At 50.8% G+C, this 23,060-nt stretch carries 14 protein-coding genes; 8 read left to right on the plus strand and 6 right to left on the minus strand.

Annotated elements, in window-relative coordinates; translation table 11 throughout:
* The first annotated feature begins 472 nt into the window (after positions 1-472).
* The 3 genes from K3G39_RS04370 (at position 473) to K3G39_RS04380 (ending at position 8,559) form a co-directional block, all read left to right on the plus strand.
* Complete coding sequence (locus K3G39_RS04370; RefSeq protein ID WP_220624958.1) at positions 473-7,009, plus strand: gliding motility-associated C-terminal domain-containing protein; 6,537 nt, start codon at positions 473-475, stop codon at positions 7,007-7,009.
* A 6-nt stretch (positions 7,010-7,015) separates the two neighbouring features.
* A complete protein-coding gene (locus tag K3G39_RS04375) occupies positions 7,016-8,032 on the plus strand; it encodes a type IX secretion system membrane protein PorP/SprF (RefSeq protein ID WP_220624959.1) in 1,017 nt (338 codons plus the stop codon).
* A gap of 134 nt (positions 8,033-8,166) precedes the next feature.
* Complete coding sequence (locus K3G39_RS04380) at positions 8,167-8,559, plus strand: transmembrane 220 family protein (RefSeq protein ID WP_220624960.1); 393 nt, start codon at positions 8,167-8,169, stop codon at positions 8,557-8,559.
* A gap of 51 nt (positions 8,560-8,610) precedes the next feature.
* On the opposite strand, the gene K3G39_RS04385 is transcribed toward K3G39_RS04380, so the two are convergent.
* Positions 8,611-8,820 carry a heavy-metal-associated domain-containing protein gene (locus K3G39_RS04385; RefSeq protein WP_220624961.1) on the minus strand — a complete coding sequence of 70 codons (210 nt, stop codon included), beginning with the start codon at positions 8,818-8,820 and terminating at the stop codon, positions 8,611-8,613.
* 36 nt (positions 8,821-8,856) lie between these two features.
* Positions 8,857-11,091, minus strand: coding sequence for a cation-translocating P-type ATPase (locus K3G39_RS04390; protein ID WP_220624962.1), 2,235 nt, complete (start codon positions 11,089-11,091; stop codon positions 8,857-8,859).
* 295 nt (positions 11,092-11,386) lie between these two features.
* On the opposite strand from K3G39_RS04390, the gene K3G39_RS04395 reads away from it, so the two are divergent.
* Positions 11,387-14,734, plus strand: coding sequence for a PAS domain S-box protein (locus tag K3G39_RS04395; RefSeq protein WP_220624963.1), 3,348 nt, complete (start codon positions 11,387-11,389; stop codon positions 14,732-14,734).
* A 2-nt stretch (positions 14,735-14,736) separates the two neighbouring features.
* Positions 14,737-15,153 carry a two-component system response regulator gene (locus tag K3G39_RS04400; protein ID WP_220624964.1) on the plus strand — a complete coding sequence of 139 codons (417 nt, stop codon included), beginning with the start codon at positions 14,737-14,739 and terminating at the stop codon, positions 15,151-15,153.
* A gap of 138 nt (positions 15,154-15,291) precedes the next feature.
* Here K3G39_RS04400 and K3G39_RS04405 read toward each other — a convergent pair whose 3' ends face one another.
* On the minus strand, positions 15,292-15,870 hold the full coding sequence (locus tag K3G39_RS04405) for a helix-turn-helix domain-containing protein (protein WP_220624965.1): 579 nt from the start codon (positions 15,868-15,870) through the stop codon (positions 15,292-15,294).
* Between the two features lie 295 nt (positions 15,871-16,165).
* Here K3G39_RS04405 and K3G39_RS04410 point away from each other — a divergent pair, with 295 nt between their 5' ends.
* Positions 16,166-17,572, plus strand: a complete 1,407-nt coding sequence (locus K3G39_RS04410; protein ID WP_220624966.1) for a DEAD/DEAH box helicase — start codon at positions 16,166-16,168, stop codon at positions 17,570-17,572.
* A 76-nt stretch (positions 17,573-17,648) separates the two neighbouring features.
* Here the strand turns inward: K3G39_RS04410 and K3G39_RS04415 are convergent, their stop codons facing one another.
* Positions 17,649-18,020, minus strand: coding sequence for a hypothetical protein (locus tag K3G39_RS04415; RefSeq protein WP_220624967.1), 372 nt, complete (start codon positions 18,018-18,020; stop codon positions 17,649-17,651).
* A gap of 203 nt (positions 18,021-18,223) precedes the next feature.
* Between K3G39_RS04415 and K3G39_RS04420 the strand changes: the two genes are divergently transcribed.
* Complete coding sequence (locus tag K3G39_RS04420) at positions 18,224-18,451, plus strand: hypothetical protein (protein WP_220624968.1); 228 nt, start codon at positions 18,224-18,226, stop codon at positions 18,449-18,451.
* Between the two features lie 20 nt (positions 18,452-18,471).
* Here the strand turns inward: K3G39_RS04420 and K3G39_RS04425 are convergent, their stop codons facing one another.
* Both K3G39_RS04425 and K3G39_RS04430 read right to left on the minus strand, forming a co-directional pair.
* A complete protein-coding gene (locus tag K3G39_RS04425; RefSeq protein ID WP_220624969.1) occupies positions 18,472-19,467 on the minus strand; it encodes an alpha/beta fold hydrolase in 996 nt (331 codons plus the stop codon).
* A gap of 127 nt (positions 19,468-19,594) precedes the next feature.
* Entirely contained in the window at positions 19,595-20,689 is a 1,095-nt protein-coding gene (locus K3G39_RS04430; RefSeq protein ID WP_220624970.1) for a T9SS type A sorting domain-containing protein, read from the minus strand.
* A gap of 142 nt (positions 20,690-20,831) precedes the next feature.
* On the opposite strand from K3G39_RS04430, the gene K3G39_RS04435 reads away from it, so the two are divergent.
* On the plus strand, positions 20,832-23,006 hold the full coding sequence (locus tag K3G39_RS04435; RefSeq protein ID WP_220624971.1) for an ATP-binding protein: 2,175 nt from the start codon (positions 20,832-20,834) through the stop codon (positions 23,004-23,006).
* Positions 23,007-23,060: the final 54 nt, after the last annotated feature.

Here is a 23,060-nt window from a genome sequence, read left to right on the forward strand (position 1 = left end):
CTGTCAAATTTGTTTATAAATCCCCACCAAAACATGGTTTAATATCATATAAAAATAATACAAATAAAGAACAACTTTCCTATTTACTACACGAGTTAAAGGCCATTAATTGAAAGAATAGCTGGTTTCTGAATAAATAGAAGGGAATAACATTTATCTAAAAACTATACCTGGAAGAAGTACCCGCATCCTGATTCATAAAAAATTTACAATTATTTGAACCAAGTATCTCCAAAAAACATTTTGCACAATACGGACAGACCATGAAAATGTTCAGTCAGAGGTGATAAAAGATTGAAATCCCGAAATTCATTTTTCTGTGGACCTGACAACCTGTTGAAAGCCAAGGAAAGGTGTGGATATCATGCCGCTTTTTTTCTTAAATGAACTTCTGAAACTGAATTGAATTTTCCGGCCATTGTCAATTACATAACAAAGCATCCATCTATAGCAAACTTATACTGAACCCCTTATGCAACCGGTACAAAAGAGCCTCGCGCTTGTAGTGCTCACCCTGCTTCATGTGCTGTTTTTTGATGCAAAAACTGTAGCACAAAGTTGCACTCCTATTATAACTATAACGGGCTCATCTTCGCTTTGCGCTGAAGGGGAAACGACGCTCACTGCCACAGAAGCAGCGAGTTACAAATGGTCGAACGGCGCTACCACTCAGCATATTACCGTCACAACAGCAGACACTTACACGGTCACTACTACTACAGAAGACGGCTGCACTGCAACCTCAGAGCCTGTCCGGATCAGCGATCGGCCTGACGCTACCATCAAAGACCCGCTATACGACTTTACTTATTGTAGCTATACCGGCAGTGCCAACTCTTTTAAGCTAGAGGTAGAAAATGCTTCTACGACGGCTGCTACTAACACGGGCTATACCATCAGTTGGGGCGACGGCAAGTCCAGCACCCTCGGCACCGACTTCGATAAAACAAGCCATACCTATACTGCCGCAGGCCTCTACACCATTACCGTGACCGCCACTGACGCCAGTGGCTGTGAGGGCACATTTACCGAGAAACTCTTTATTGGTAGCAACCCAGGCCTGGGTATCACCAGCGATGGCAATAACATCGACTGTGCCCCGGTATCTTACGGTTTCAGAATTACCGGTGTGGAAGGCAACTCACCACACACCGTCTATACCTTCCAGTTCGACGATGGCACGGCCCCTTATGTATTCAAGCATAATGAGTTGCCTGCCGACCGCATATTACGCCACGAGTTCCTGGAGTCATCCAAGGACAAACCCAATGGCTTTACGCTGAAAGGTACTGCCACCAACCAGTGTAACGTCTCAATTGCCACCTTCACCGGTATTCGTATTTCCAAAGGCCCTATTGCTGATTTTGCGATCGGTAATGTTTGCCTGGGTGAGCCTGTCCGTTTCCAGGACAAGACCAAAAACGGCTACGATGCCTCCTCCAGAACCGACCGTTACCGTGTGCAGTGGGAGATCTTCCCGGAGACCGGTTGGAAATTCTCTTCCGGCAACAGCACGACGCTCTCTCCAAATGTGGTGTTTAACGAATTGGGCGAGTACATGGTCCGCCTGACGGCCTACCCGCTTGACCCGAACTCGACCTGTTTACCGACCGTGATGGAGCAGATGATTGTGGTGAACGATGTGCCCAAAGCTGCTTTTGACCTGACACCGGACGGCGGCGTATGCGCTCCTTCTATTTTCAGAGCCCAAAACAATTCCTCCGGCGCAGATCTGAAGTATACCTGGACTGTTTCTGCCCAGGAAGGCTGGAGCTTTGCAGAAGGCACGGATGCTAACTCCGAGAATCCGGTGTTCAGCTTCAACAAGTCAGGCTCGTATACTGTATCCCTGCTGGCCAGCAGCTTCTGTTCTGCCGTAAGCAAGCAGGAAACAACTATTATCGTTATCCACAAGCCGCTCGTCACTCTACCTGAGGCGCAAACTTACTGTGGACCACAAACCATAGCTTTTTCAGAAAACAATACCGCGCATACACCACTCTATGACGCTCAGTCCGGCACGATCAGCACCTACCGCTGGGAAGTAAATGGTCCAGCTGATGTGGTTTATGAAGAAGGAAGCTATACCGGTTCGGCCTATCCGACCATACGATTCACGGAGCCTGGCACTTACGATGTGAAAGTGATTGCAACCAACGAATGCGGTGACTCAGAAGAAGTTACACAGCAAATCACTATCGATGCTATACCTGAGCTTGAGCTGAGCGCTCCAAAAGAAGTAGTCTGTCTGAACAGCGGCATCATGCAGTTGCAGGCCTCGCACGAAGGCGGCACCTGGAGCGGTTCTGAGTATGTAACAGCTGATGGTCAGTTTAATCCGGCGGCTGTTGGCACCTATACCTTAACTTATACCTTTCGTGCTGGTGTGTGCGAGGTTTCCAAGACGATCACGATTACGGTAAATGATCTGCCAGTTGCCCCAACCGTGCAGCCGGTGGCGACACTTTGCCCAGGCAACACTGCCTTGTTACAGGTACTGCAGGTTGAAGGCAGCGTGCAGTGGTACGACCAACCAACCGGCGGTCAGTTACTGCACGAAGGCAGCAGTTTCCAGACAGCCGCACTAGATCAAACAACAACATTTTACGCCCAAACCACAGTGGAAGGTGGCTGCTCGAGTGTGCGCACGCCACTCAAAGTAGAGGTATATCCGGCCACTCCTGCTCCTGTAGTTGCTCCTGTTACCCTCTGTGGGGCAGGTAGTAGTGCTACGTTGGTGGCAGAAGGCAATGCCGGCGCCTACGAATGGTTTGCTGATGCGGCTGCTACTCAAGCTCTGGAGACAGGCAGAAGCTTCACGGCACACAACCTGCCGGAAGGCATCAGCACTTTTTATGTGCGTGGTGTGACGAACGGCTGCTACAGCCCGGTGGTAGCCGCAGTTGTTACTATTTTACCGGCCCTTGACCGTAATACACTGAACGAAGTAGCGGTGATCTGCGCAGGTCAATCACCCGCTCAGTTAACTGGTTCCGTTCCTAATGGCGGCAATGGCAGCTATACTTACCGCTGGGAAGCCAGTGTGACAGGCGCTGACGAGGGGTTTGAAGTATTAGCCGGCGCTACGGGCGCTACTTTCCAGCCGGGCATGCTCAACCGCACCACCTGGTTCAGAAGAACGGTCATGTCAGCAGGTTGCTCCCAGACCTCTGCCCCTATTGCTGTCACAGTTACGCCTGTTATCGATCAAAATACAATCACCGCCATTGCTCCTATTTGCGAAGGCGCAGAGGCCCCAACCCTGATGGGCAGCGAACCGACTGGCGGCACGGGCAACTATACCTATACCTGGGAGTACAGCACAACAGGCACCAGCGGGAGCTTTAGAGCAGCAACCGGCAGTAACCGGGAGCAGCACTTCAACCCGGGTGTGTTGAATGAATCCACCTGGTTCCGCCGCAAAGTGACTTCCGGCACTTGCCAGGAACACATCAGCGAAGCCGTAAAAGTGACGGTAGTGAAGCCGATCACGATGAACTTTGTATCGGTGCAGCAGAACACGATCTGCAGTGGCAGCACGCCATCTGTTATCATCGGCAGCATGCCCAAGGGTGGCACTGACCAGAAGACTTACCGCTGGGAGATGCGCACCGAGAACGGCAGCTTTGAACCAGCACTTGGCACCAACACAGGCCTGAATTATACCCCGCAGATCAACGACAAAACCATGTGGTATCGTCGTGTGGTGTCAGGCGGACCTTGCGGCGAAAATGTCAGCAGTGAAGTCCAGATACTGGTGCAGCCAGCTATTACAGGTAATACCATCCAGATCGCCGGACAGCCAGTTATCTGTGAAGGCACCGCTGCCGCGACCCTCACAGGTGCTCAGCCCACAGGCGGGAACGGTAGCTATACCTATCGCTGGCTTTATAGCACAACGGGACCAAACGCAACTTTCAATCCGGCTCCTGGCCAATTTACTGATCAAAACTACACCAGTCCTGCTGCCCTTATCCAAACCACCTGGTATATCCGTGAAGTGGTGTCAGGTGAGTGTATCAGCAACTCGGAGGTGATCGAAGTGACAGTTGTAGGCTTGCCAGCAGCACCGGAAGTAGCTCCTGTTACAGTATGCGAAGGCAGCTCGGCCACCCTGACCGTGAACAGTCAAACTACTAACACCTTCCGCTGGTACGCTAGCGAAACTGCGCAGGATCACCTATATGAAGGCTACAGCTTCCAGACAGAGGTACTGCACCAGACCACAACCTTCTTTGTAGAAGCAGTGAACGTGAATGGTTGCGGCAGCAGCGAGCGCCGCCCTGTAACCGTAACGGTCAACAAGCGCATCGACAGCAACAGTCTGACAGCCCCTAGTGCCCCAATTTGCGCCGGCCAACGTCCGGATGTACTGACAGGTACGACACCTACTGGTGGCAACGGCAGCTATACCTACCAATGGGAGCGTAGCGAGCAAGGTTCTGGTACTGGCTTCAGCCCAGTAGCGGGCGCCACTGCCGCTACTTATCAACCAGAGGCTTTGGAGACAACCACTTGGTTTAGGAGAGTGGTGCTGTCTGGTCCGTGTGAGGCGCACACCAGCCCTGCTGTGAAAGTAGAAGTGCTCCCAGCCATCAGCAACAACACGATTGCAGTTGAGAAGAACACAATCTGCGCAGGCGATGTGCTGCCACAAATAAAAGGTGCAGCGCCAGGAGGCGGCAATGGCAGCTATACCTATCTGTGGGAAAGCAGCCGCGATGGTCAGCACTTTACCGCCGCTGCAGGCACTAACAACCAACCTGACTACCAGGCCCCTGCCCCACTAACCGAGCGCATGTGGTACCGAAGAGTGGTGTACTCGGTTCCTTGCCAGCAATCGGTTAGCCCGGTTTTAGAGATCGTGGTGCAGCCGATAATTGCCAATAATTCTATCACCACACAATCGCATGCGGTGTGTGCGGGTGATACGCCAGACGAGTTAAAAGCTACCCGACCAACTGGCGGCAATGAGCAGCCGCTATACCTGTGGGAAAGCCGCACTGAGGGCACTGAATTTGCTCCAGCAGCAGGCAATAATACCGGTATGAACTACCAGCCAAGCCAGTTGGCAGAAACCACCTGGTTCCGCCGCAAGGTAGTGGCCGGCGAGTGCTTCAATACTTCAGCGGAAGTGCGCATCCTGGTGAATGCCGTCATTGCCAACAATACGATTTCAGCAGATCAGGTGATTTGTACAGGCACTGCTCCGGCCAGACTCACAGGCTCACAGCCTACCGGAGGTACCGGCAGCTATACCTATTACTGGGAAGCGGCAGGCACTGACGGTGTGTTCCGCAAAGTAAACAAAAGCGTGACTTCTGATCTTACGGTTGGCATCCTGACCACGACGACCTCTTTCCGCCGCATAGTGGAGTCCGGTCCGTGCCAGCAGGTGTCGAATGTGGTCACTATTACGGTATCGCCTGTTATCAGCAATAATACCATCGGCATGAACCAGAGTATCTTCCGAGGCCAGACACCGGCTCCGCTTTCGGGCACAAATCCAAACGGTGGCGCTGGAGCAGGCAGCTATACCTATCTGTGGGAGAGCAGCTATACCCAGCAGGGCGGCTACCAACCGGCAGCAGGTATAAACAACGGCCGTCATTATACCCCGGAGGCACTGCACGAATCGACCTGGTTCCGTCGCCGTGTGTTCTCAGGAGGTTGTGAAACCACATCCGATCCGGTGCTGATCGAGGTCCACAAAGGCGTGACGAACAACAACATCTACAGCGATCAGGTGATCTGTGCGGGCAACAAACCAGCAATGCTTAATGGCTCAGTACCAGTGGGGGGCGACGGACAGTTCCTATACCTGTGGCTGGCCAGTACAAAGAGCGCCAAAACGGGCTTCATGACGGCTACCGGCCAGAGCACGGGCAAAGACTACAACCCGGCGACCCTCACGCAGTCTACCTGGTTCCGCCGTGTGGTGCTTTCCGGCCCTAAGCCAGACACCAGTTCTGCTGTGTTCATCAGCGTGCGACCGCCGATGGCCAACAACCGCATCAGCACCAGCCAAACCGTTTGCTTTAGCACGGCACCATCTGTGTTAGTTGGTACCCTGCCAACAGGTGGTAGCGGCAACTATACCTATAGCTGGGAAAGCAGCACCAGCGGCCCGGACAATGGCTTTACGACAGCAGCTGGAAAAAACGATGGCAAAGATTTCCAGTCGGCCGGGCTTACCCAAACCACCTGGTTCAGGAGGATCGTGACGTCGGAGTCGTGTGAGCGCCTGGTGAGTGAAGCAATAAAAGTTACTGTAACCCCGCTGCCAGACATGCCGGTAGCCAGTGGCCACACCATCTGCCACAGTACTAAAACCACATTAACAGCAACCGGTAAAGGAGGGCGACTGGAGTGGTATAGCCAGGCAACAGGCGGCAAACCTATATTCGTCGGGAGCTCCTTTACAACGCCAATACTGACCAATACCACCACCTACTATGTACAGGAAGTAGCTTCGTCCTGCGCCAGTGAGCGTCGTGAGGTGACTGTAACAGTGCCGGCTCCAAGTGCCACCGCAGGTATAGACCAAACCCTGATGCTGGGCAGAAGTGTGCAATTACAGGCCAGTGGCGGTACAACCTATAGTTGGTCTCCGGCTGAAGGCTTGAGCGACCCGAATATCGCCAATCCACACGCGAAGCCCGAGAAAACCACGACCTATACCGTGACCGTGACCAACGAAGCGGGCTGCGTGTCTACGGACGAGGTTACGATTAGGGTGCAGCAGCTGGTTTACGTGCCGAACACCTTCACGCCAAACCAAGACGGTGTGAACGATGTGTGGGAGATCCTCAACATTGAACAATACCCGAACTGTAAAGTGCAGGTGTTCAACCAGTGGGGCAATACGGTATTCAGCTCCGAAGGCTATAAATTGCCATGGGACGGACGCCAGAACGGCAAGGAACTGCCTATCGCCACTTACTATTACCTCATTCAGCTTGGCAACCAGGAAAAACCGCTTTCAGGAAGTGTGACAATTGTTAAATAACAATCTATGAACAAACTTTTAGCTTTAGGATTTGTGCTTCTGCTGGCTACGCAGGCCATGGCGCAGCAAAAGCCGCAGTACTCGCAGTACACGCTCAACAATTACCTGCTCAACCCGGCGATTGCAGGTATAGAGGACTATGCTGACGTGAAGATCGGTACCAGGCAGCAATGGTCAGGCTTGGAGGGAGCCCCGGTATCGTACTACGCCACATTTCATGCGCCGATCATGAAAGAAGTTTCCCCTATTACAGCGGCTCAGCGCAACAGTTCACCGGCAAAAGAGGCTACCACCCAAAAACCAAAGTCCTACCGACGCATCAGGCCCCACCACGGTCTGGGCGCTATGGCTATGACAACTGCCACAGGCCCGCTCAAGCGCAGCAGTTTTAATGTGAGTTATGCCTACCACCAGCCCCTTTCGCGCACTTTACGTGTAGCTGCGGGCGTGTCGCCAGGCCTGATCCAGTATAACCTCGATCCGTCGGCCGTGCGTGTCATCAACCCAAACGATAAAGCAATAAACGATGGCAGGATCAACGAGATGAAGTTTGACCTGAACATGGGGCTGTGGCTTTACTCTTATAACTATTACATAGGTATAGCAGGGGCACAACTTGTGCCCAGCAAGCGCGAACACCTGACTACCGGTACCGCAACCGATAATAGTGGCCGACTACAGAAGCACTATTTCCTGACGGGTGGTTATCGTTTAGACGTGTCGCCTGGCCTGGCACTTATACCTTCGGTGATGGTGAAAATGGCGCAACCAAGCCCTGTGTCGATTGACGCTACGCTCAAGGCACTGTACAGCGATCGCATCTGGGCGGCAGCCTCTTACCGTCATAATGAGTCTGTGGCTGTGATGGCAGGTATAAACATCAGTTACCTGATGGACCTGAGCTATTCTTATGATGCCAGTGTTTCCCCTCTGGGGAGCACTAACTCTGGTAGCCACGAAGTGGTACTGGGCTTAAAACTGCGCAATACTGCTAAGATCATTTGTCCGCAGTGGGCTTGGTAAACGGCTTTTATACCACTTCATAAGTCTGAAAGAAATAGCGGCCGCAAGCCGCTATTTCTGTTAAAATACTTTTTGTTTTTGCAAAACTTTTATAATTTATTGCAGTATCTTACTAGACAATAGAAATTACTAAGATGTCTTTTAAACAGCTGACTGCATTTTTGTTGGGTCTGTGCTTTGTGGTGTTGGCAGCTTTACAATACCAGGGGCCCGATGCCGCTATCTGGATCGCTATATTCCTGGCTGCTGCTATCTTTAGCTTCACGACAGCTTTAGAGCGAATCAATCGTGTTATATTGTGGATGGCTTTTGTAGCCTATGCAGCGGCGGCCTATTATTTCTGGCCAGGCGAAGCTGCCTTGTCGCAAGGTATAGCAATCGTAAACGGTACACTCCGATTTTGGGCACTGGTTTTTGCATCTTTTGCCATGCTCCTTCTGGTTATCATCAGCAAACGAAGCACCAGCCTGCATCCGCCCCATGCGCCGGGCCATGTGACCGCCAAACTAAAAAAATGGGCAAACTGATATTTCAGTCTGCCCACTTCCTTTTCGAAAAACTTCAATCTGAGCAGTTAGCTATACCTGCTCTGCCTTGAAACCGGCTTTCTCCACTGTGCTTTTGATGGTTTGGGCATCCAAACTGTCGGTGTTCACTTCCAAAATTTTGTCCGGATTGTCAGTATCCACTTTCCAATCCTGCACCCCTTCCAGTTTATTTAAATGAGGTGTCACAGCTTTTATGCAGCTTCCGCAGTTAATGGTCGTTTTAAATTTATAGGTCTTCATATTTAACATAATATATAAACTGATTAATAATAATTCTTACAGTTTCTTGCCCCGCAGGCGCAGGCTGTTACTTACCACCGAAACGGAACTGAGGGCCATGGCGGCACCGGCCAGCATCGGGTTGAGCAGAAAACCTGTAAATGGGAACAGCAAACCGGCAGCCACAGGTATACAGATCACATTGTAGATAAAGGCCCAGAACAGGTTTTGCCGGATCGTGCGCACCGTCGCCCTCGAAAGGTTAATTGCGGCCGCTACCTGCACCAGGTCAGAGCGCATCAGCGTAATACCCGCCACATCCATGGCCACATCGGTACCGTGCCCCATCGCAATGCTGACATCAGCAGTGGCCAAAGCCTGTGCATCGTTTATACCGTCTCCTACCATGGCCACTACTTTGCCCTGCTCCTGCAGTTTCTTCACAAAATCAGCCTTATCGCCCGGCAGTAGTTCGGCTTCGTAATGGGTTATACCTACCTGCCGGGATACGGCGGCGGCTGTTTGAGCATTGTCTCCGGTGAGCATGTATACCTCCAGGCCGGCCTCTTTCATACGGGCTATACCTTCGGTGGCAGCTGGTTTTAACGGGTCACTCACCGCAAACACGCCCAGCGCTTTTTGTCCGTTGGCAAAGTATACGGCCGTTTTCGCGTTTTCCTGCAGTTGTCGGGCGGCATCAGCAAGTTGGCTCCCGATGCTTATACCTTCCTGGCGCAGCAGCTTTTCGTTACCCGCAAAGAATTTCTCTCCTCCAAAGCTTGCTTCCACCCCCATACCGGTTACGCTGTTAAAGTACTCCGGCTCCAGCGTAGCTATACCTTGCTCTTTGTAATAGGTATAGATGGCCTGCGCAATCGGGTGTTCTGACTTGGCCTCAATTGAAAAGAAAAGCTGCTCCAGTCGCTCCTGCTCTGTTACACCTTCGGCCCATACCACATCGGTAACAGCAGGTTTGCCCAAGGTGATCGTCCCGGTTTTGTCGAGCAGGATAGCATTTGCTTTGTAGGCATCCTCCAGGCTTTGCGCATCTTTGATCAAGATACCGTTTTCAGCACCCTTGCCCACGCCTACCATGATAGCAGTTGGCGTAGCCAGACCCAGCGCACAAGGACAGGCGATCACCAGCACCGAGATCATCGACACCAGCGCCTGCGATACGTACGCTTCGCCACCAAACACTACCCAGGCCAAGAAGGTCAGTATGGCGATCAGCAGCACAACAGGCACGAAAATACCCGCTATCCTATCAACCAGTTTCTGCACTGGTGCTTTGCTGCCCTGCGCCTCCTGCACCATTTTAATGATATGGGCCAGCATGGTTTCTCCACCTGTTTTGCGGGCAACTAGCTGTAAACTGCCTTTCTGGTTGATCGTACCGGCAAAAAGCATATCGCCCACCTGTTTCTGCACAGGCAAAGGCTCGCCGCTTAGCATACTTTCATCTACATACGAGCCGCCCGACAGCACTTCTCCGTCCACCGGCACCCGGTCGCCTGGCAACACCAGCACATGGTCCCCGATGCATACCTCTTCCAAGCGGATCTCTGCTTCCACGCCATCGCGCAGCACGCGCACCGTCTTGGGCTGCAGGCCCATCAGTTTCTTAATGGCGGCAGAGCTTCGGCTTTTAGCGCCCTCTTCGAGGTATTTGCCCAGCAAAATAAAGGCGATGATCACGGCCACCGCTTCATAATACACGTGCGGCTCCAGTCCCCGGCTCAGAAAGAACTGCGGATATACCGTATTGAACAAACTGAAAGTGAAGGCTATACCTGTACTCAGGGCGACCAGGGTATCCATGTTGGCGCGCAGGTATTTGGCCTGGCCCCAGGCGTTCACGAAAAAGTGACGGCCGGCCCAAAGCAGAATCGGCGCAGTAAAGGCCAGCATAGCCCAGTTGCCCCAGCTAAAGGTATTGTGAAAAAACATGCCCAGTACAAAAACCGGGAATGCCAGCACAGCTGCCAGGATGGTTTTGGTCTTGAGTACGGCCAGCGCCTTCTCCTGCCGCACATCCAATTCTTCCTCAGTGTGCTCTCCGATCAGCAGTTCAAAGCCGATCTCGTGCAGAGTATCGCGCAGCTGATCAGGCTTCACTTGCGCTGGCGCATAGGCAACCTGCACGGTCTTGCCCGCAAAGTTCACGTTGGCCTCCTGCACACCGTCCACTGTGCGCAGCATACTCTCGATACTTGAAGCGCAGGAGGCACAAGTCATCCCCTCTACCGGAAAAGTATCTTTTTTATAGGCTGTTTTTGCTAATGTTTCCATATTATGTTATTGGATTATCTCCCAATTAATACAAAGTTACGCCTCGTCTATGCTCCAGGTGTTACAATAATCTTTAAAAGGTTTACACATTTATTAAGATTTAATTATTTACTCTGTCATTATACAACATCATAATCACCTAAAAATCAGACAAATACAAATTAAAAAAGTAGGAATAATTGTTTTTAGTTGCATAATTGATTATGTTCGGAAATAAACACTGATAATAATCGGTGCAAAATCCGCTACCCAAGTACTTGCGCTGCGTAATTCAATAAGCACCTGCATCTCTCCTATGTTGAATCCAAATCAGCCTACGCACCTGCATGCAGCTTCGCGCACGACTTATCTTGTGTTGTTTGCATTCGCGTGCTTGCTGATTACGCTGCTTGTTTTAACTTCCTACACCTTCTTTCAGGCCCGTCAGGTTCAGCTTAGCCACAATGCTTATGTGGTGCAGGCGCTCCAGGAACTTGAGCTGATCGATGACCTGCAGTTCAACGACGATGCCATTCACAAAGCAGTCCTGCTGCATCTTACCACTGCCAGCAAAGCCGAAAAGGCCAGGTACGAGCAGGATATTCAGACTACACAACCGCACAATGCTGCTATCATCAGCCAGTTAATGGCTATGATAGAGAACGATCAGCGCAAGCACATACTCCGCGATTTCGAAATTGAAGCAGCTGCGCATGACACCCTGATCTCGCACCTGCTGCAGCTGAGCCGCAGCGGAAAAATAGCAGAGGCGCTTGCCTACAACCGCACGGTGATCACTCCCGCATATGAGCAGCACCAGACAAATCTCAACAAGCTGAGCGAAAGTTTACGCCAGGCTACCCGACAGAACAGTCAGCTGGCATCGCAGTCCATTTCTTCGTTCATCGACAACCACAGGCTGATACTGGCCATTATAGTGTTGATGAGTATCACAGCACTGCTTTTGCTTCGCAACGTTATCCAGCGGCTCCGGCACGACAACAAATTACTCAATGCCGAAGTGGAGAAAAGGCAGGAACTACAAAAAGCCTTGCTCGACAGCCAGCTCCAGTACAAAATGCTGTTTGACCTGAACCCGATGCCCATGTGGGTGTATGACCGGCTCACCATGCAATTTCTGGATGTGAATGAGGCTGCCCTGCGCGAGTATAGCTACAGCAGGGAAGCATTTCTATCGCTTAACATATTAGATATCAGACCAGAGGAGGACGTTCCGCTCTTAAAATTAAGGCTGGACCAGATAGAAAAGTTGGAATCGCGACAGAGCAGGATGCGACATAAACGCAGCGATGGCAGCACGTTTAAGGTCGAAGTTATTTCTCATGCTCTTCCTCGCATCGGCGAAAGTATGCCGCGGCTGGTGGTTGCCATAAACGTAGACGAGCGCCTGGGGATGATTGAAAAGCTGCATACAAGCGAGCAACAGCTGCGGGAAATAAGCTCCAGCATACCGGGAGCCGTTTTTCAGCTGGAGATGATGAGTCAGTCCCAATACCACTTCACGTTCGTCAGCGATGGTATCCGGGATCTTTTCCATATAAGCCCTGAAGAGGTATATAACAGCGCGACAGCACTATACCGGCATATTGAGCCCGAAGACATCCCGCAGCTGCTGCAGGCCATCAGCGACTCATACCAAAACTTATCTCCTCTAGTAGTAAGTTTCCGGATCAGGCAGCCACAGGCCGGCAAATGGAAATGGGTACAAACCCATGGGCTTCCTACCTGGAAAGAGGAAAGCCGTGTGATCTGGAACGGTACCCTGATCGATATTACAGACCAGATCATAGCACAGGACAAACTGATGGCGAGCGAGGCTAACCTGAGGGCTCTGCTTGACAGCTCACCCCAGGCAATCTACCTCCTCGATGAATCCATGCACATTGTGATGTGCAATGCTGTGGCCAGGAAAGACGTGCAAAACATGCTGATAACCGATCTGAAAGCTGGTATGGATTTTCAGGAGCTGGTATGTGATGAAAAAGTACAGCAGTTCCGGGAGCAGCACAAACGGGCCATGAAAGGCGAGACGATCCTGTATGAAGACGGCCATGGCGATTTCTGGCATGAGATAGCACTTCGCCCTGTACTCGGGTCAGATAACCGCGTGCTGGCCGTTGCCCTGAGTGTGCTCAATATTTCGGAACGCAAGCTGGCTCTGGAAACCATCAAGCGCAACGAGGAGCAACTGGCGCGGGCACAGCAACTGGCACAGCTCGGCAACTGGGAGCTTGACATAGAGCGCGACGTAATCACCTGGTCTGACAGCGTATACAACATTTACGGTATCAGCAACATGTCCTTTGTTCCGTCGCGACAGAATGTTATGCATTTTGTACCAGAGGCTGAGCATGCACATTTACTGGCAGCCATAGAAGAAGCTTCTGAAAAGAACAGGATTTTATCAGTAGAACACACCATTGTACAACCTGACGGCACCAGGCGCACCGTTTATGAAATAGGCGAGCCAGAATATGATGCCGACGGCAGGTTGGTGCGCTTTCACGGTTCTGTACAGGACATCACAGATCGTAAAAGAACAGAGCAGGAAGCACTGAAAGCAAAAAATCTGCTGCAATCAACGCTGGAGAACATCCCGGAAATGATTTTTTCAGCAGATTCATCGCTTAGCATGCTCTATGTGAGTCCGCAATGCCACGAGCTGACAGGTTATACCGAAGAAGAATTTATAAACCAGCCCGACCTCTGGAATAATGCCATTCACCCCGAAGACAGGGTGTACATGGAGCAACACATACTGCCAGCCCTAAACAGAGGGGAACCGCTTCACTACGAAATGCGCATTATAACAAAGGATAAGCAGTGTAAATGGCTGATGCTGCGGGTCTCGCCCAGAAAAGATGAGAAGGGGCTGGTGTACCGCATCGATGGCTCTGCCTCGGACATGACTTCGTATAAAGAGGCGCAGCAGAAACGCGACGAACTCACCGACCAGTTGCTGAAACAGAATCAGAACCTGCAGCAGTTCGCCTACATTGTGTCGCATAACCTGAGGGCTCCTATTGCTAACATACTGGGCCTTACCACCATCTACAACAAGCACAAGCCCGATTCGCCTATGAACCCCCGGGTGATTGAGAACCTGTTTAAATCTGCAAAACTCCTCGATACAACGATACGCGACCTGAATGACATCCTCACGATCAGGAGCGAACTCAACAGTTTGCGGGAAGAGATGAGGTTTGAGAGTGTGTTCAAAGAAGTATATGAGAGTCTACCGGCAGAATTGCTGGGTGAGCACATGTGGTTGGAGCGGGACTTTGAAGAGGCGCCTACTGTTATAGGTGTTCGAAGTTATGTGCACAGTATTATGTACAATCTTATAACAAATGCTTTGAAATACCGATCGCCTGACAGAAATTTGCATCTGCGGCTTAAAACTTTCACTATTCCTAACTATATTTGTCTCAGCGTAACAGATAATGGTCTCGGAATCGATCTGAGTAAGGACAAAGCAAAGGTTTTCGGTTTGTACAAGCGATTCCATTCTCACGGAGAAGGACGGGGTTTGGGGTTACACCTTGTCAAAACCCAGACTGAGCTGCTAGGCGGCAAAGTGGAAGTAGATAGCCAAGTGAATGTGGGTACTACTTTTAATATTTATTTTAGACACACCCTGTAGTAATGAATACATTGAAAAGAGTTGTTTTGATTGATGATGATGAGGTAAATAATTTTGTTTGCGAGAGCATCATCCGAAATGAGAACTTTGCAAAGGACGTCTTCAGCTTTCAAGGCGCTGAAGAAGCCCTTGATTTTTTGAAATCTTCTGTTGAATCAACCGGAGACAAATTTCCTGATCTGATCTTTCTAGATATTAATATGCCGGGAATGGACGGTTGGAATTTTATTGAGGAGTACCGCAAACTGCCGGAGTACGCGACCCAAAAGTGCAGCCTGTTTATGCTTTCCTCGGCCGTGGACCGCAAAGACATTCAGTGTGCCCGCAGCCACAAAGAAGTAAAAGAATTTTTCTCGAAGCCACTTTCCCCGGAAATCCTCGAATTCATTAAAGAAGAATTTTTGGTGCGTGTAGAGTAAGCTTCCCCCTTCAGCAGCAAAAGCGCATGCCCCGTCTTTACCGACTTAGCATGCGCTTTTGCTTTTTGGAAGTTCTCCCCATTTAGTAGTGTCTTAATGCTTCTTATACCTGCAGATCTTTTCTGATCCTGCTATACCTTAGTTTACATTATCAAGCGGCTTCCGCATTGGAGCTGCGGCTTTCTTGTATTCTGATGGCGACATGCCGGTTACCTGCTTGAACTGGCCCGACAGGTGCGCTACGCTGCTATACCCTAACTCAAAGCTGATCTGACTCAGACTCAACTCGTTGTAGGCCATAAGTTCTTTTACCCGTTCTACTTTCTGCAATACCACGTAGCGTGCAATTGTGAGCCCCTCCTCCGCTGAAAAGAGCGCACTCAGGTAGTGGTAGTCACGACCGAGCTGCTGTGCCAGGTAGTCCGAAATGTTGATCTTCAGGTTCTCCACCTCACCCGAGCGGATCAGTTCGATGATGGCGATCTTGATCTTCTCGACGAGCTCCGCCTTCTTGTCTTCTATCAGCTCAAAGCCATTCTCCTGCAAGGCCTCCCGTAGTTGTTGCATTTGTTCGGCTGAGGGTTCCTGTTCAAGTTTCACTTCGCCCAATTGTATGGCCAGTGGCTGTAAATCGAGCTTGTCGAGTTCCTGGGTTACCACTTTAAGGCAACGGGGGCAAACCATGTTGCGGATGTGTAATGTATGTGGCTGTGTCATTTTATCTATGTTGACATTTTTACAGGACAGCTATACCTGAAAACAACATTCTGCCTTGGGTGCATACCTGCCTATACCTACGCAAATCTAACAAAACATATCACCCCACCACACCTGGTACCTGCTGCAAATCATGCCGCGCCCCGGCGCCTGTTTTGAATTATTACAATACACTTCCTGTTGTAGCCTTATTCACCCCAGCTATACCTGCTAGCGGTATGCGGGGCTCACAAATAAAATAAGAGCAAGCCGGAATAATAGACTTACCTTTGTAGCTTGCAATAATCAATCATACATGACATTTAGCGAATTAAATTTAATAGAACCGATCCTGAAGGCGCTTCAGGCAGAGGGCTATACACAGCCTACGCCTATACAGGAACGTGCTATACCTCATCTTTTGGCGGGCACCGATGTGCTTGGCTGCGCCCAGACGGGTACAGGCAAGACCGCTGCCTTTGCCATACCTGTGCTGCAGATGCTGCACAACCAGAAAAACAGAGCACCCAAAACGATCAAAACGCTTATCCTGACTCCTACACGGGAGCTGGCCATACAGATAAATGAAAGCTTTGCCGCTTACGGCAAAAACACCGACGTGCGCCATACCGTTATTTTCGGTGGTGTATCGCAGCATGCGCAGGTACAGGAACTGAAGCGTGGCATCGACGTGCTCATCGCTACGCCAGGCCGCCTGCTCGACCTGATCGGTCAGGGTTTTATTTCCCTGAAGCATGTGGAATTCTTTGTGCTCGATGAAGCAGACCGTATGCTCGACATGGGTTTTATCCATGACATCAAGCGCATTATACCAATGCTACCGAAGCAGCGCCAGTCGCTGTTCTTCTCTGCCACGATGCCTCCTGTTATTCAGGCGTTGGCCGATACTATCCTGGTAAACCCGGTGAAGGTAGAGGTAACTCCTGTGTCGTCTACAGCTGAAAAAGTTGGGCAAACGGTATATTTTGTAGAGAAAAACGATAAGCGCGACCTGCTGCGTCACCTGCTTTCTGATCAGGATATAGAACGCGTGCTGGTGTTCACCAGAACAAAGCACGGCGCCGACCGGGTTGTGAAGGATCTCAACAAAGTTAACATACAGGCAGAAGCCATTCATGGCAATAAATCGCAGAATGCGCGTCAGCGTGCTTTAGGTAATTTTAAGGCAGGTGCAACACGCGTGCTGGTGGCGACAGATATAGCCGCCCGAGGTATAGATGTGGAGGAGCTGTCGCACGTAATCAATTACGAGTTGCCAAACGAGCCCGAAACGTACGTACACCGCATTGGTCGTACAGGCCGTGCCGGCAACGAAGGTATAGCACTGTCGTTTTGCGATGAAGAAGAACGCTATTACCTGCACGATATCCAGAAGCTGATCAACAAGCAGATCAAGGTAGATGCAGACCATCCGTTTGCTTTGCCGAAGCACTTATCGGTGAACCTGGAGAATGCCAAGAAACCGAAAGGCCCGGCTGGCAGAGAGCCCCGCAACAAAACAGCTTCTAGCAACAGCAACCGTGCTGCAAGTGGTAACAAACCATCCGGAAACGGTAATAACCGATCAGGCAGAAGCGAAGGAAACAGCCGTGCAACAGCAAGCGCAGGCACTAGTAGCCGCTCAGCTAACGGCAACCGCAGAAACTGGCGCGATAAAAAAGGCAGTGGTCAAAGCAGACCATCCGGAAATCTGGAATACTAGCCTTTCGTAACATAAAAAGCCCCGCCTCTTCGTAAAGAGGCGGGGCTTTTTGCTATATTCAGGTATAGGCTATACCCTAAATGCGGCTTTGGTCGCTGTCGTTGGGTTCAGTGTCGTTCTCGCCAAAAGGCTGCTGGCGGGTGCGAATCCCGTTTACATCATCGTCCATGGCCGTATCGCTGCCCTCGTATTCAAAACCGGGGCCCTGGGCAAATTCCTCTGTACTCTTAGGGTTATTGGCGCCATAGCCGGTCGTTTCGTTTCCCTGTATGTGCAGGTTTTCCAGACTGTCTTTCTGGTCGTCTCGCTCCAGCGCTCCTCCATACCCTACGTTGCGCTTGGCAGACGGATCGGGGCTGTTGCCCATGGTCTGGCTTTTGCGGTGCTCATCGTTTACATTCTTAGGCCTGTTGGGCGTGTTCTGTATATCTTCATCTCTGGTTGCCATAATTCAATTCGTTTGTTTACCTGTGTATACGCTCCCCCCGGAGATCAGTTAGGTATAACAATTTTTACTTAACATAAAAATTCAACCAATCACTTTTATACATCTCCCGTTTCTTTCAATTATCTTTGAGCGAAATAAGATAAGCCGATGGCACGTATGGCAGCCCGATAGCGTTACAGAAAGAACCGGCAGCAAAAAAACTTATGAAACTATCAAAAATATACGATCCGCGGGAAATGAACTCTTACCAGTTTGTGGCCATGACGGGCCTGGTAATGACCATTCTGGCGAACGTCATCTTATTGTTCATCGGTAAGACAGTGGAGAATTTTAATGCGCTATACCTGTGCTGGTTTGTTTTCTTTGGGGCGGGTACCATCGCCAATTTCAACAGCAAGCCCGGTGACCACGATCATCACCACCATCATTAAATAGAGCCATCAGGTATAGCTTACTGCTTCAGGAACTCCAGCAGCGCTTTGTGAAACTGGTCCGGCGCCTCGATGTGCGGGATATGCCCCACCCCGTTTAACTCCAGCAATCGTGCGTTAGGTATTGCACCGGCCGTCTGCTGGCCCAATTGCGGATATTGCCCATACAGCTTCCGCTCCTCCTCACTTTTGATATAGGCCTTGCCTACCACCGTGCGATCCTCCAACCCGATAGCCAGCAGCACCGGCATTTTCAGGTCGCTGAATTCATAGACCACCGGTTGTTCGTAGATCATGGCATAGGTATGCGCAGCCACGCGGGCTACTTGCGGGTAATCCGGACTGCGCAGCTGTGCGGCAGGTATACGCACCCACTCTTCGTAGGCTGGCTTCCAGGAGGTATAGTAGGTTTTATGATAGTCGCCAATACCTGCCTCCGTACGTTTCAGCTCATCCTGGTATAACTCGTCCAGACTCTTGTACGGCACCATGCGGCGGTAATCTTCCAGCCCGATCGGGTTTTCGAGTACCAGCTTAGCGGTTGTTTCCGGATACATGAGTGCAAAGCGTGTGGCGAGCATGCCGCCCATGGAGTGCCCGACTACCGCTGCTTCCCTGATTTTGAGATGATCCAATAGTTGACGCGTGTGCTGCGCCAGTTGATGAAAGCTGTAATGCACTTCCGCCTTGTCTGACTTGCCGAAGCCCAGCTGATCCGGCACTACGACCCGATAGCCTTGCCCTGCCAGAAAATTCATCGTTTGCTGCCAATAGGCTCCCAGAAAATTCTTGCCATGCAGGAGCACCACTGTCTGCGGATTTTTGAAACTGGTGGGCGGAGACACATCCATGTAAGCCATCCGATACTTCTGCCCCTCCTGCTCCACTTCCAGGTAATTGACCGGGTAACGGTAGGCGTAGTCGCTCAGAGTGGCATTGTAGGTCCGCTGCGATTGTGCCGCAGCCGGAAAATGGAAAAGCAAAAGGAAGAAGAAGGGGTATAGCAAGTTTTTCATCAGCGCAGGTATAGGTCCAGCTCTTTTTACTTTGTGTAGGCCCTAAGAGTTATCATACAAAAGCCCGGCACTTCGGGCGCCGGGCTTCTCTACTGAATCAATCTATTTTACGGTATGTTTACTTGTTCTATTGCACCAGTATTTTTTTGGTATGATAACGGTCTCCCTGCGCTAGCTGCAGGAAATAAAGGCCCCGGCCAAAAGGCGTCAGGTCGATGTCGCGTTCATAAGTTCCGGTCAGGTTTTCTACCGTGTCCACAAACACTTCCCGGCCTTTGTCATCCATTACCCGCACCACGGTGGTACCCTTGTTTTTGAGTGAAAACTTCAGGTTGAAGCGCCCGTTGTTTGGGTTTGGAGAGAAGTGGATCTCTTCCATTTTCAACTCTTCCCGTGACTTCATTTCGACGGGAGCGCCCGTGGCCTTCAACTGTTCTTTATCAGCTTTCGTCACATCCTCCACTTTGGCCTTGCGCACAATAAAAATAGCCCGGCCGGGTCTGGCAAAGTGGAAACCTGCCTCCTCGCCTGTCACCTCTTCCTCTTTTCCGTCACGATCGATGCGGTATACCTTCTTCTGACCGTCTTTTACAATCACTTTAAAGTTCACATTCTCGTGCAGTTTCATCAGCGAGTCGATGCGCTCCTGGCTTGGCATCGCGCTCACAATAATGCGCTCTATCTCTTTCGGGTTGATGTTGATGGCCTTGCCCATTTCTTCGAAATGAACAAAAGCGGAATCAGGGAAACGTTGCATAAACACCCGTGGTCCAGCACCCATCAGCAGCGAGTCGCCCTGTATGACCTTGAAGCGCTTCACCATCTCTTTGCTCAGGCTATCGGCCGACAAAGTGAGCACATGCACCTCTTTCATGGCTCTTCTCATAGCGGTGTCGGCTTTAAGGCTGTGCACTCTGGCTTTAAATACCGCATCCCCCTCCTTGCCCAAGGTATAAGCTCTTATTTTCTCGTCCATCAGACGCAATTGCGCTGTATCGAGCCGGGCAGCTTTCAGGGCTTTGGCAATGGCCTCTTCCGTCTCGGCTGTAATGGTAGTGTCGATAACCTCCGTTTTGCCATCCACGGTACGGATCATCTTGATGTGCATTTTACGCTTTTGCTGTCCTGACTCCTGTGCCAGGGCACCGTACAGGGGAAGAAGTCCCATCAGCAAGGCCAGGGCCAGTCTGAGCAAGGGTTGGAAGTTGAGGAAGAGATTCATAGTGATCAGGTATAAGAGGTTAGTGAATCGTTTCTACAAATGTACGCTAGCCCGGATCTCCCAAGCGTTAAAGCCAGGTTAAAGTCTGTTAATGAAAAGTTAAAGTAATGGACAAGCCAGACGAAATACGTAAATTTGTGATGTGAGTAAGCTGACTATCATAGGTGTTATCGTGCTGATGAGCATATCGTTACTAGGTATGGTCGGACTTCAGCTGTATTGGATTTCGGATGCCATACAGGTGAAGCAGGAGCAGTTTGACCGCAGCGTACACGAAGCACTAACCCGTGTAGTGGAGAAGCTGGAAACGCAGGAGGCCGTGTCGGCGGTGGCAAGCGGGATAGCTACGCTTCAACAGCCCACTACAGAACCTGCTCCGGAAACAAAAACGCAGCCTGAGGTAACCTTCATTAAGAACAGCCAGGTCGAGGCTGATGACCAGCCCCACACTATTAACAAGCCTATCCCGCCGAGCAAACCCACAGGTATAGCCGCCACGCAAAAGCAGCCGGAAGCACCCAAGCTGGCCAGCAGTATAAAAGCCCGCCCCTTTCCCAATGCCGGCGGTCACAAATTCCGGGTTGAGTTTAATGCCCTGGACTCAGCTATGCAACAAATGCTGGCTGACGGAATTCGTATGCCCGCTATGCCAGCCTTCCCGATAGAACATATGCAGTACATGGCGGCCTGGCAGGCACAGGCAGATTCTATGCAGGCCCGTGCCCAGCGCATGAGCCAAAACAACGCACTGCGGATAAGGCGACTGGCAGATAGTACAGTCAGGTATAGCCGCCAGGTTAACGGCCGCAGTCTGCACTTCTCTGCCGATACCCTGCAGTTCATTGCCCTGCAACTAGACAGCCTTCGCCGAAACAATTACTTTAGCCAAACGCTCTCTCCCTCCGAAATAGCCTCTATTAATGTGAGGAAAGACAGCGTGTTCATTTTCAGAAAAGGCAGTGTAGCCCGCGGCAGCAACAACCTGACGGAGGCAACAGCAGCAGACCCGACTATTATCACAGGGAGTAAAATTATCTTCCGGAGTATTCACAGGCCGGAAGAGAAAAAGTCCGTGCAGGAAACTTCCCCTCGCTTGGCAGTGCGCCAGGTAAGGGAAAAACCGATCGCTATACCTGATGCTACCGTTAAGGCTGCACAAAATGCAGCAAAGGCCAGTGTGGCCACACCTGATCCTGCCAAAATAGAGGCGAAAAAAGAAAAACTGAACGATGTAGTTGAGAAAATGGTGGTGGAATATGTAGCGAAAGATGTTCCCCTGGAGCAACGCATGGATTTCGACGACCTGAAGCCCATGCTGCAAACCGAACTGCAGGACAAAGGCATCGCACTGGATTTCGGCTACTGGGTACTATCCGACCAGCAGGATACGGTAGCGGCCAGCCACTTGCCGGTCAGCGGTATTAATACCTTTGCCACTTACAAAGCCAGCCTGTTCCCCAACGACATTTTTGATAAATCTGACTACCTCGCCGTATACTTTCCTGACAGCCAGGCCTACGCCATCAGGTCACTATGGATGATGCTGGGCTTTTCTGCACTCTTTACCCTGATCATGGTGGCTACTTTTGGCACCACCATTCACATCATTTTCAGGCAGAAGAAACTCTCCGACATGAAGAATGACTTCATCAACAACATGACGCACGAGTTCAAAACACCGATCGCCACTATCTCGCTCGCCGCCGACGCCATCTCAAATCCCAAGATTTACGCCCGCCCGGAAAAGGTACAATACTATACCGGCATCATCCGGCAGGAAAACAAACGCATGAACGCCCAAGTGGAGAACGTGTTGCAGATAGCCCGACTCGAGAAGAACGACTACGAGATGAACCTGATCCGGACCGATCTGCATGCTCTGGTGCTCAAAGCCGTTGAAAGCATATACCTACAGGTAGCAGAACGCCAAGGCACCATCATAACCGATCTGCAAGCCACGGGCCCGGATATTGAGCTGGACGAAGTGCATTTTTATAACGTCATCTGCAACCTGCTGGACAACGCAAACAAATACTCCCCGGGTCCTCCTGCCATCCGCATACATACCTACAATACAACTGGCGGCATTTTGTTGGCTGTGGAGGACAAAGGGATGGGTATGACACGGGACGCACAGCTGCGCGTATTTGATAAGTTTTACCGGGTGCCAACCGGAAACCTGCACAATGTAAAAGGCTTTGGCCTGGGACTCAGCTACGTGAAGGCCATCGTAAAAGCCCACAACGGAACAATAAAACTGCAAAGCGAGCCCGGCAAAGGCAGCCGGTTTGAAATATTTATACCTGCAAGCGCTTAACCCTGTATGCAACAAAAACCGGAAAAGCGTATCTTTAACGAATTGCCTATACCT

Origin of the sequence: Pontibacter sp. HSC-14F20, assembly GCF_019599265.1 — a bacterium.
GTDB lineage: Bacteria > Bacteroidota > Bacteroidia > Cytophagales > Hymenobacteraceae > Pontibacter.

What these genes read in the sequence shown, in the direction of transcription:
- K3G39_RS04370 (WP_220624958.1), top strand. Translation starts at nt 473, where the DNA reads ATGCAACCGGTACAAAAGAGCCTCGCGCTTGTAGTGCTCACCCTGCTT.
- K3G39_RS04375 (WP_220624959.1), top strand. Translation starts at nt 7,016, where the DNA reads ATGAACAAACTTTTAGCTTTAGGATTTGTGCTTCTGCTGGCTACGCAG.
- K3G39_RS04380 (WP_220624960.1), top strand. Translation starts at nt 8,167, where the DNA reads ATGTCTTTTAAACAGCTGACTGCATTTTTGTTGGGTCTGTGCTTTGTG.
- K3G39_RS04385 (WP_220624961.1), bottom strand. Translation starts at nt 8,820, where the DNA reads ATGAAGACCTATAAATTTAAAACGACCATTAACTGCGGAAGCTGCATA.
- K3G39_RS04390 (WP_220624962.1), bottom strand. Translation starts at nt 11,091, where the DNA reads ATGGAAACATTAGCAAAAACAGCCTATAAAAAAGATACTTTTCCGGTA.
- K3G39_RS04395 (WP_220624963.1), top strand. Translation starts at nt 11,387, where the DNA reads ATGTTGAATCCAAATCAGCCTACGCACCTGCATGCAGCTTCGCGCACG.
- K3G39_RS04400 (WP_220624964.1), top strand. Translation starts at nt 14,737, where the DNA reads ATGAATACATTGAAAAGAGTTGTTTTGATTGATGATGATGAGGTAAAT.
- K3G39_RS04405 (WP_220624965.1), bottom strand. Translation starts at nt 15,870, where the DNA reads ATGACACAGCCACATACATTACACATCCGCAACATGGTTTGCCCCCGT.
- K3G39_RS04410 (WP_220624966.1), top strand. Translation starts at nt 16,166, where the DNA reads ATGACATTTAGCGAATTAAATTTAATAGAACCGATCCTGAAGGCGCTT.
- K3G39_RS04415 (WP_220624967.1), bottom strand. Translation starts at nt 18,020, where the DNA reads ATGGCAACCAGAGATGAAGATATACAGAACACGCCCAACAGGCCTAAG.
- K3G39_RS04420 (WP_220624968.1), top strand. Translation starts at nt 18,224, where the DNA reads ATGAAACTATCAAAAATATACGATCCGCGGGAAATGAACTCTTACCAG.
- K3G39_RS04425 (WP_220624969.1), bottom strand. Translation starts at nt 19,467, where the DNA reads ATGAAAAACTTGCTATACCCCTTCTTCTTCCTTTTGCTTTTCCATTTT.
- K3G39_RS04430 (WP_220624970.1), bottom strand. Translation starts at nt 20,689, where the DNA reads ATGAATCTCTTCCTCAACTTCCAACCCTTGCTCAGACTGGCCCTGGCC.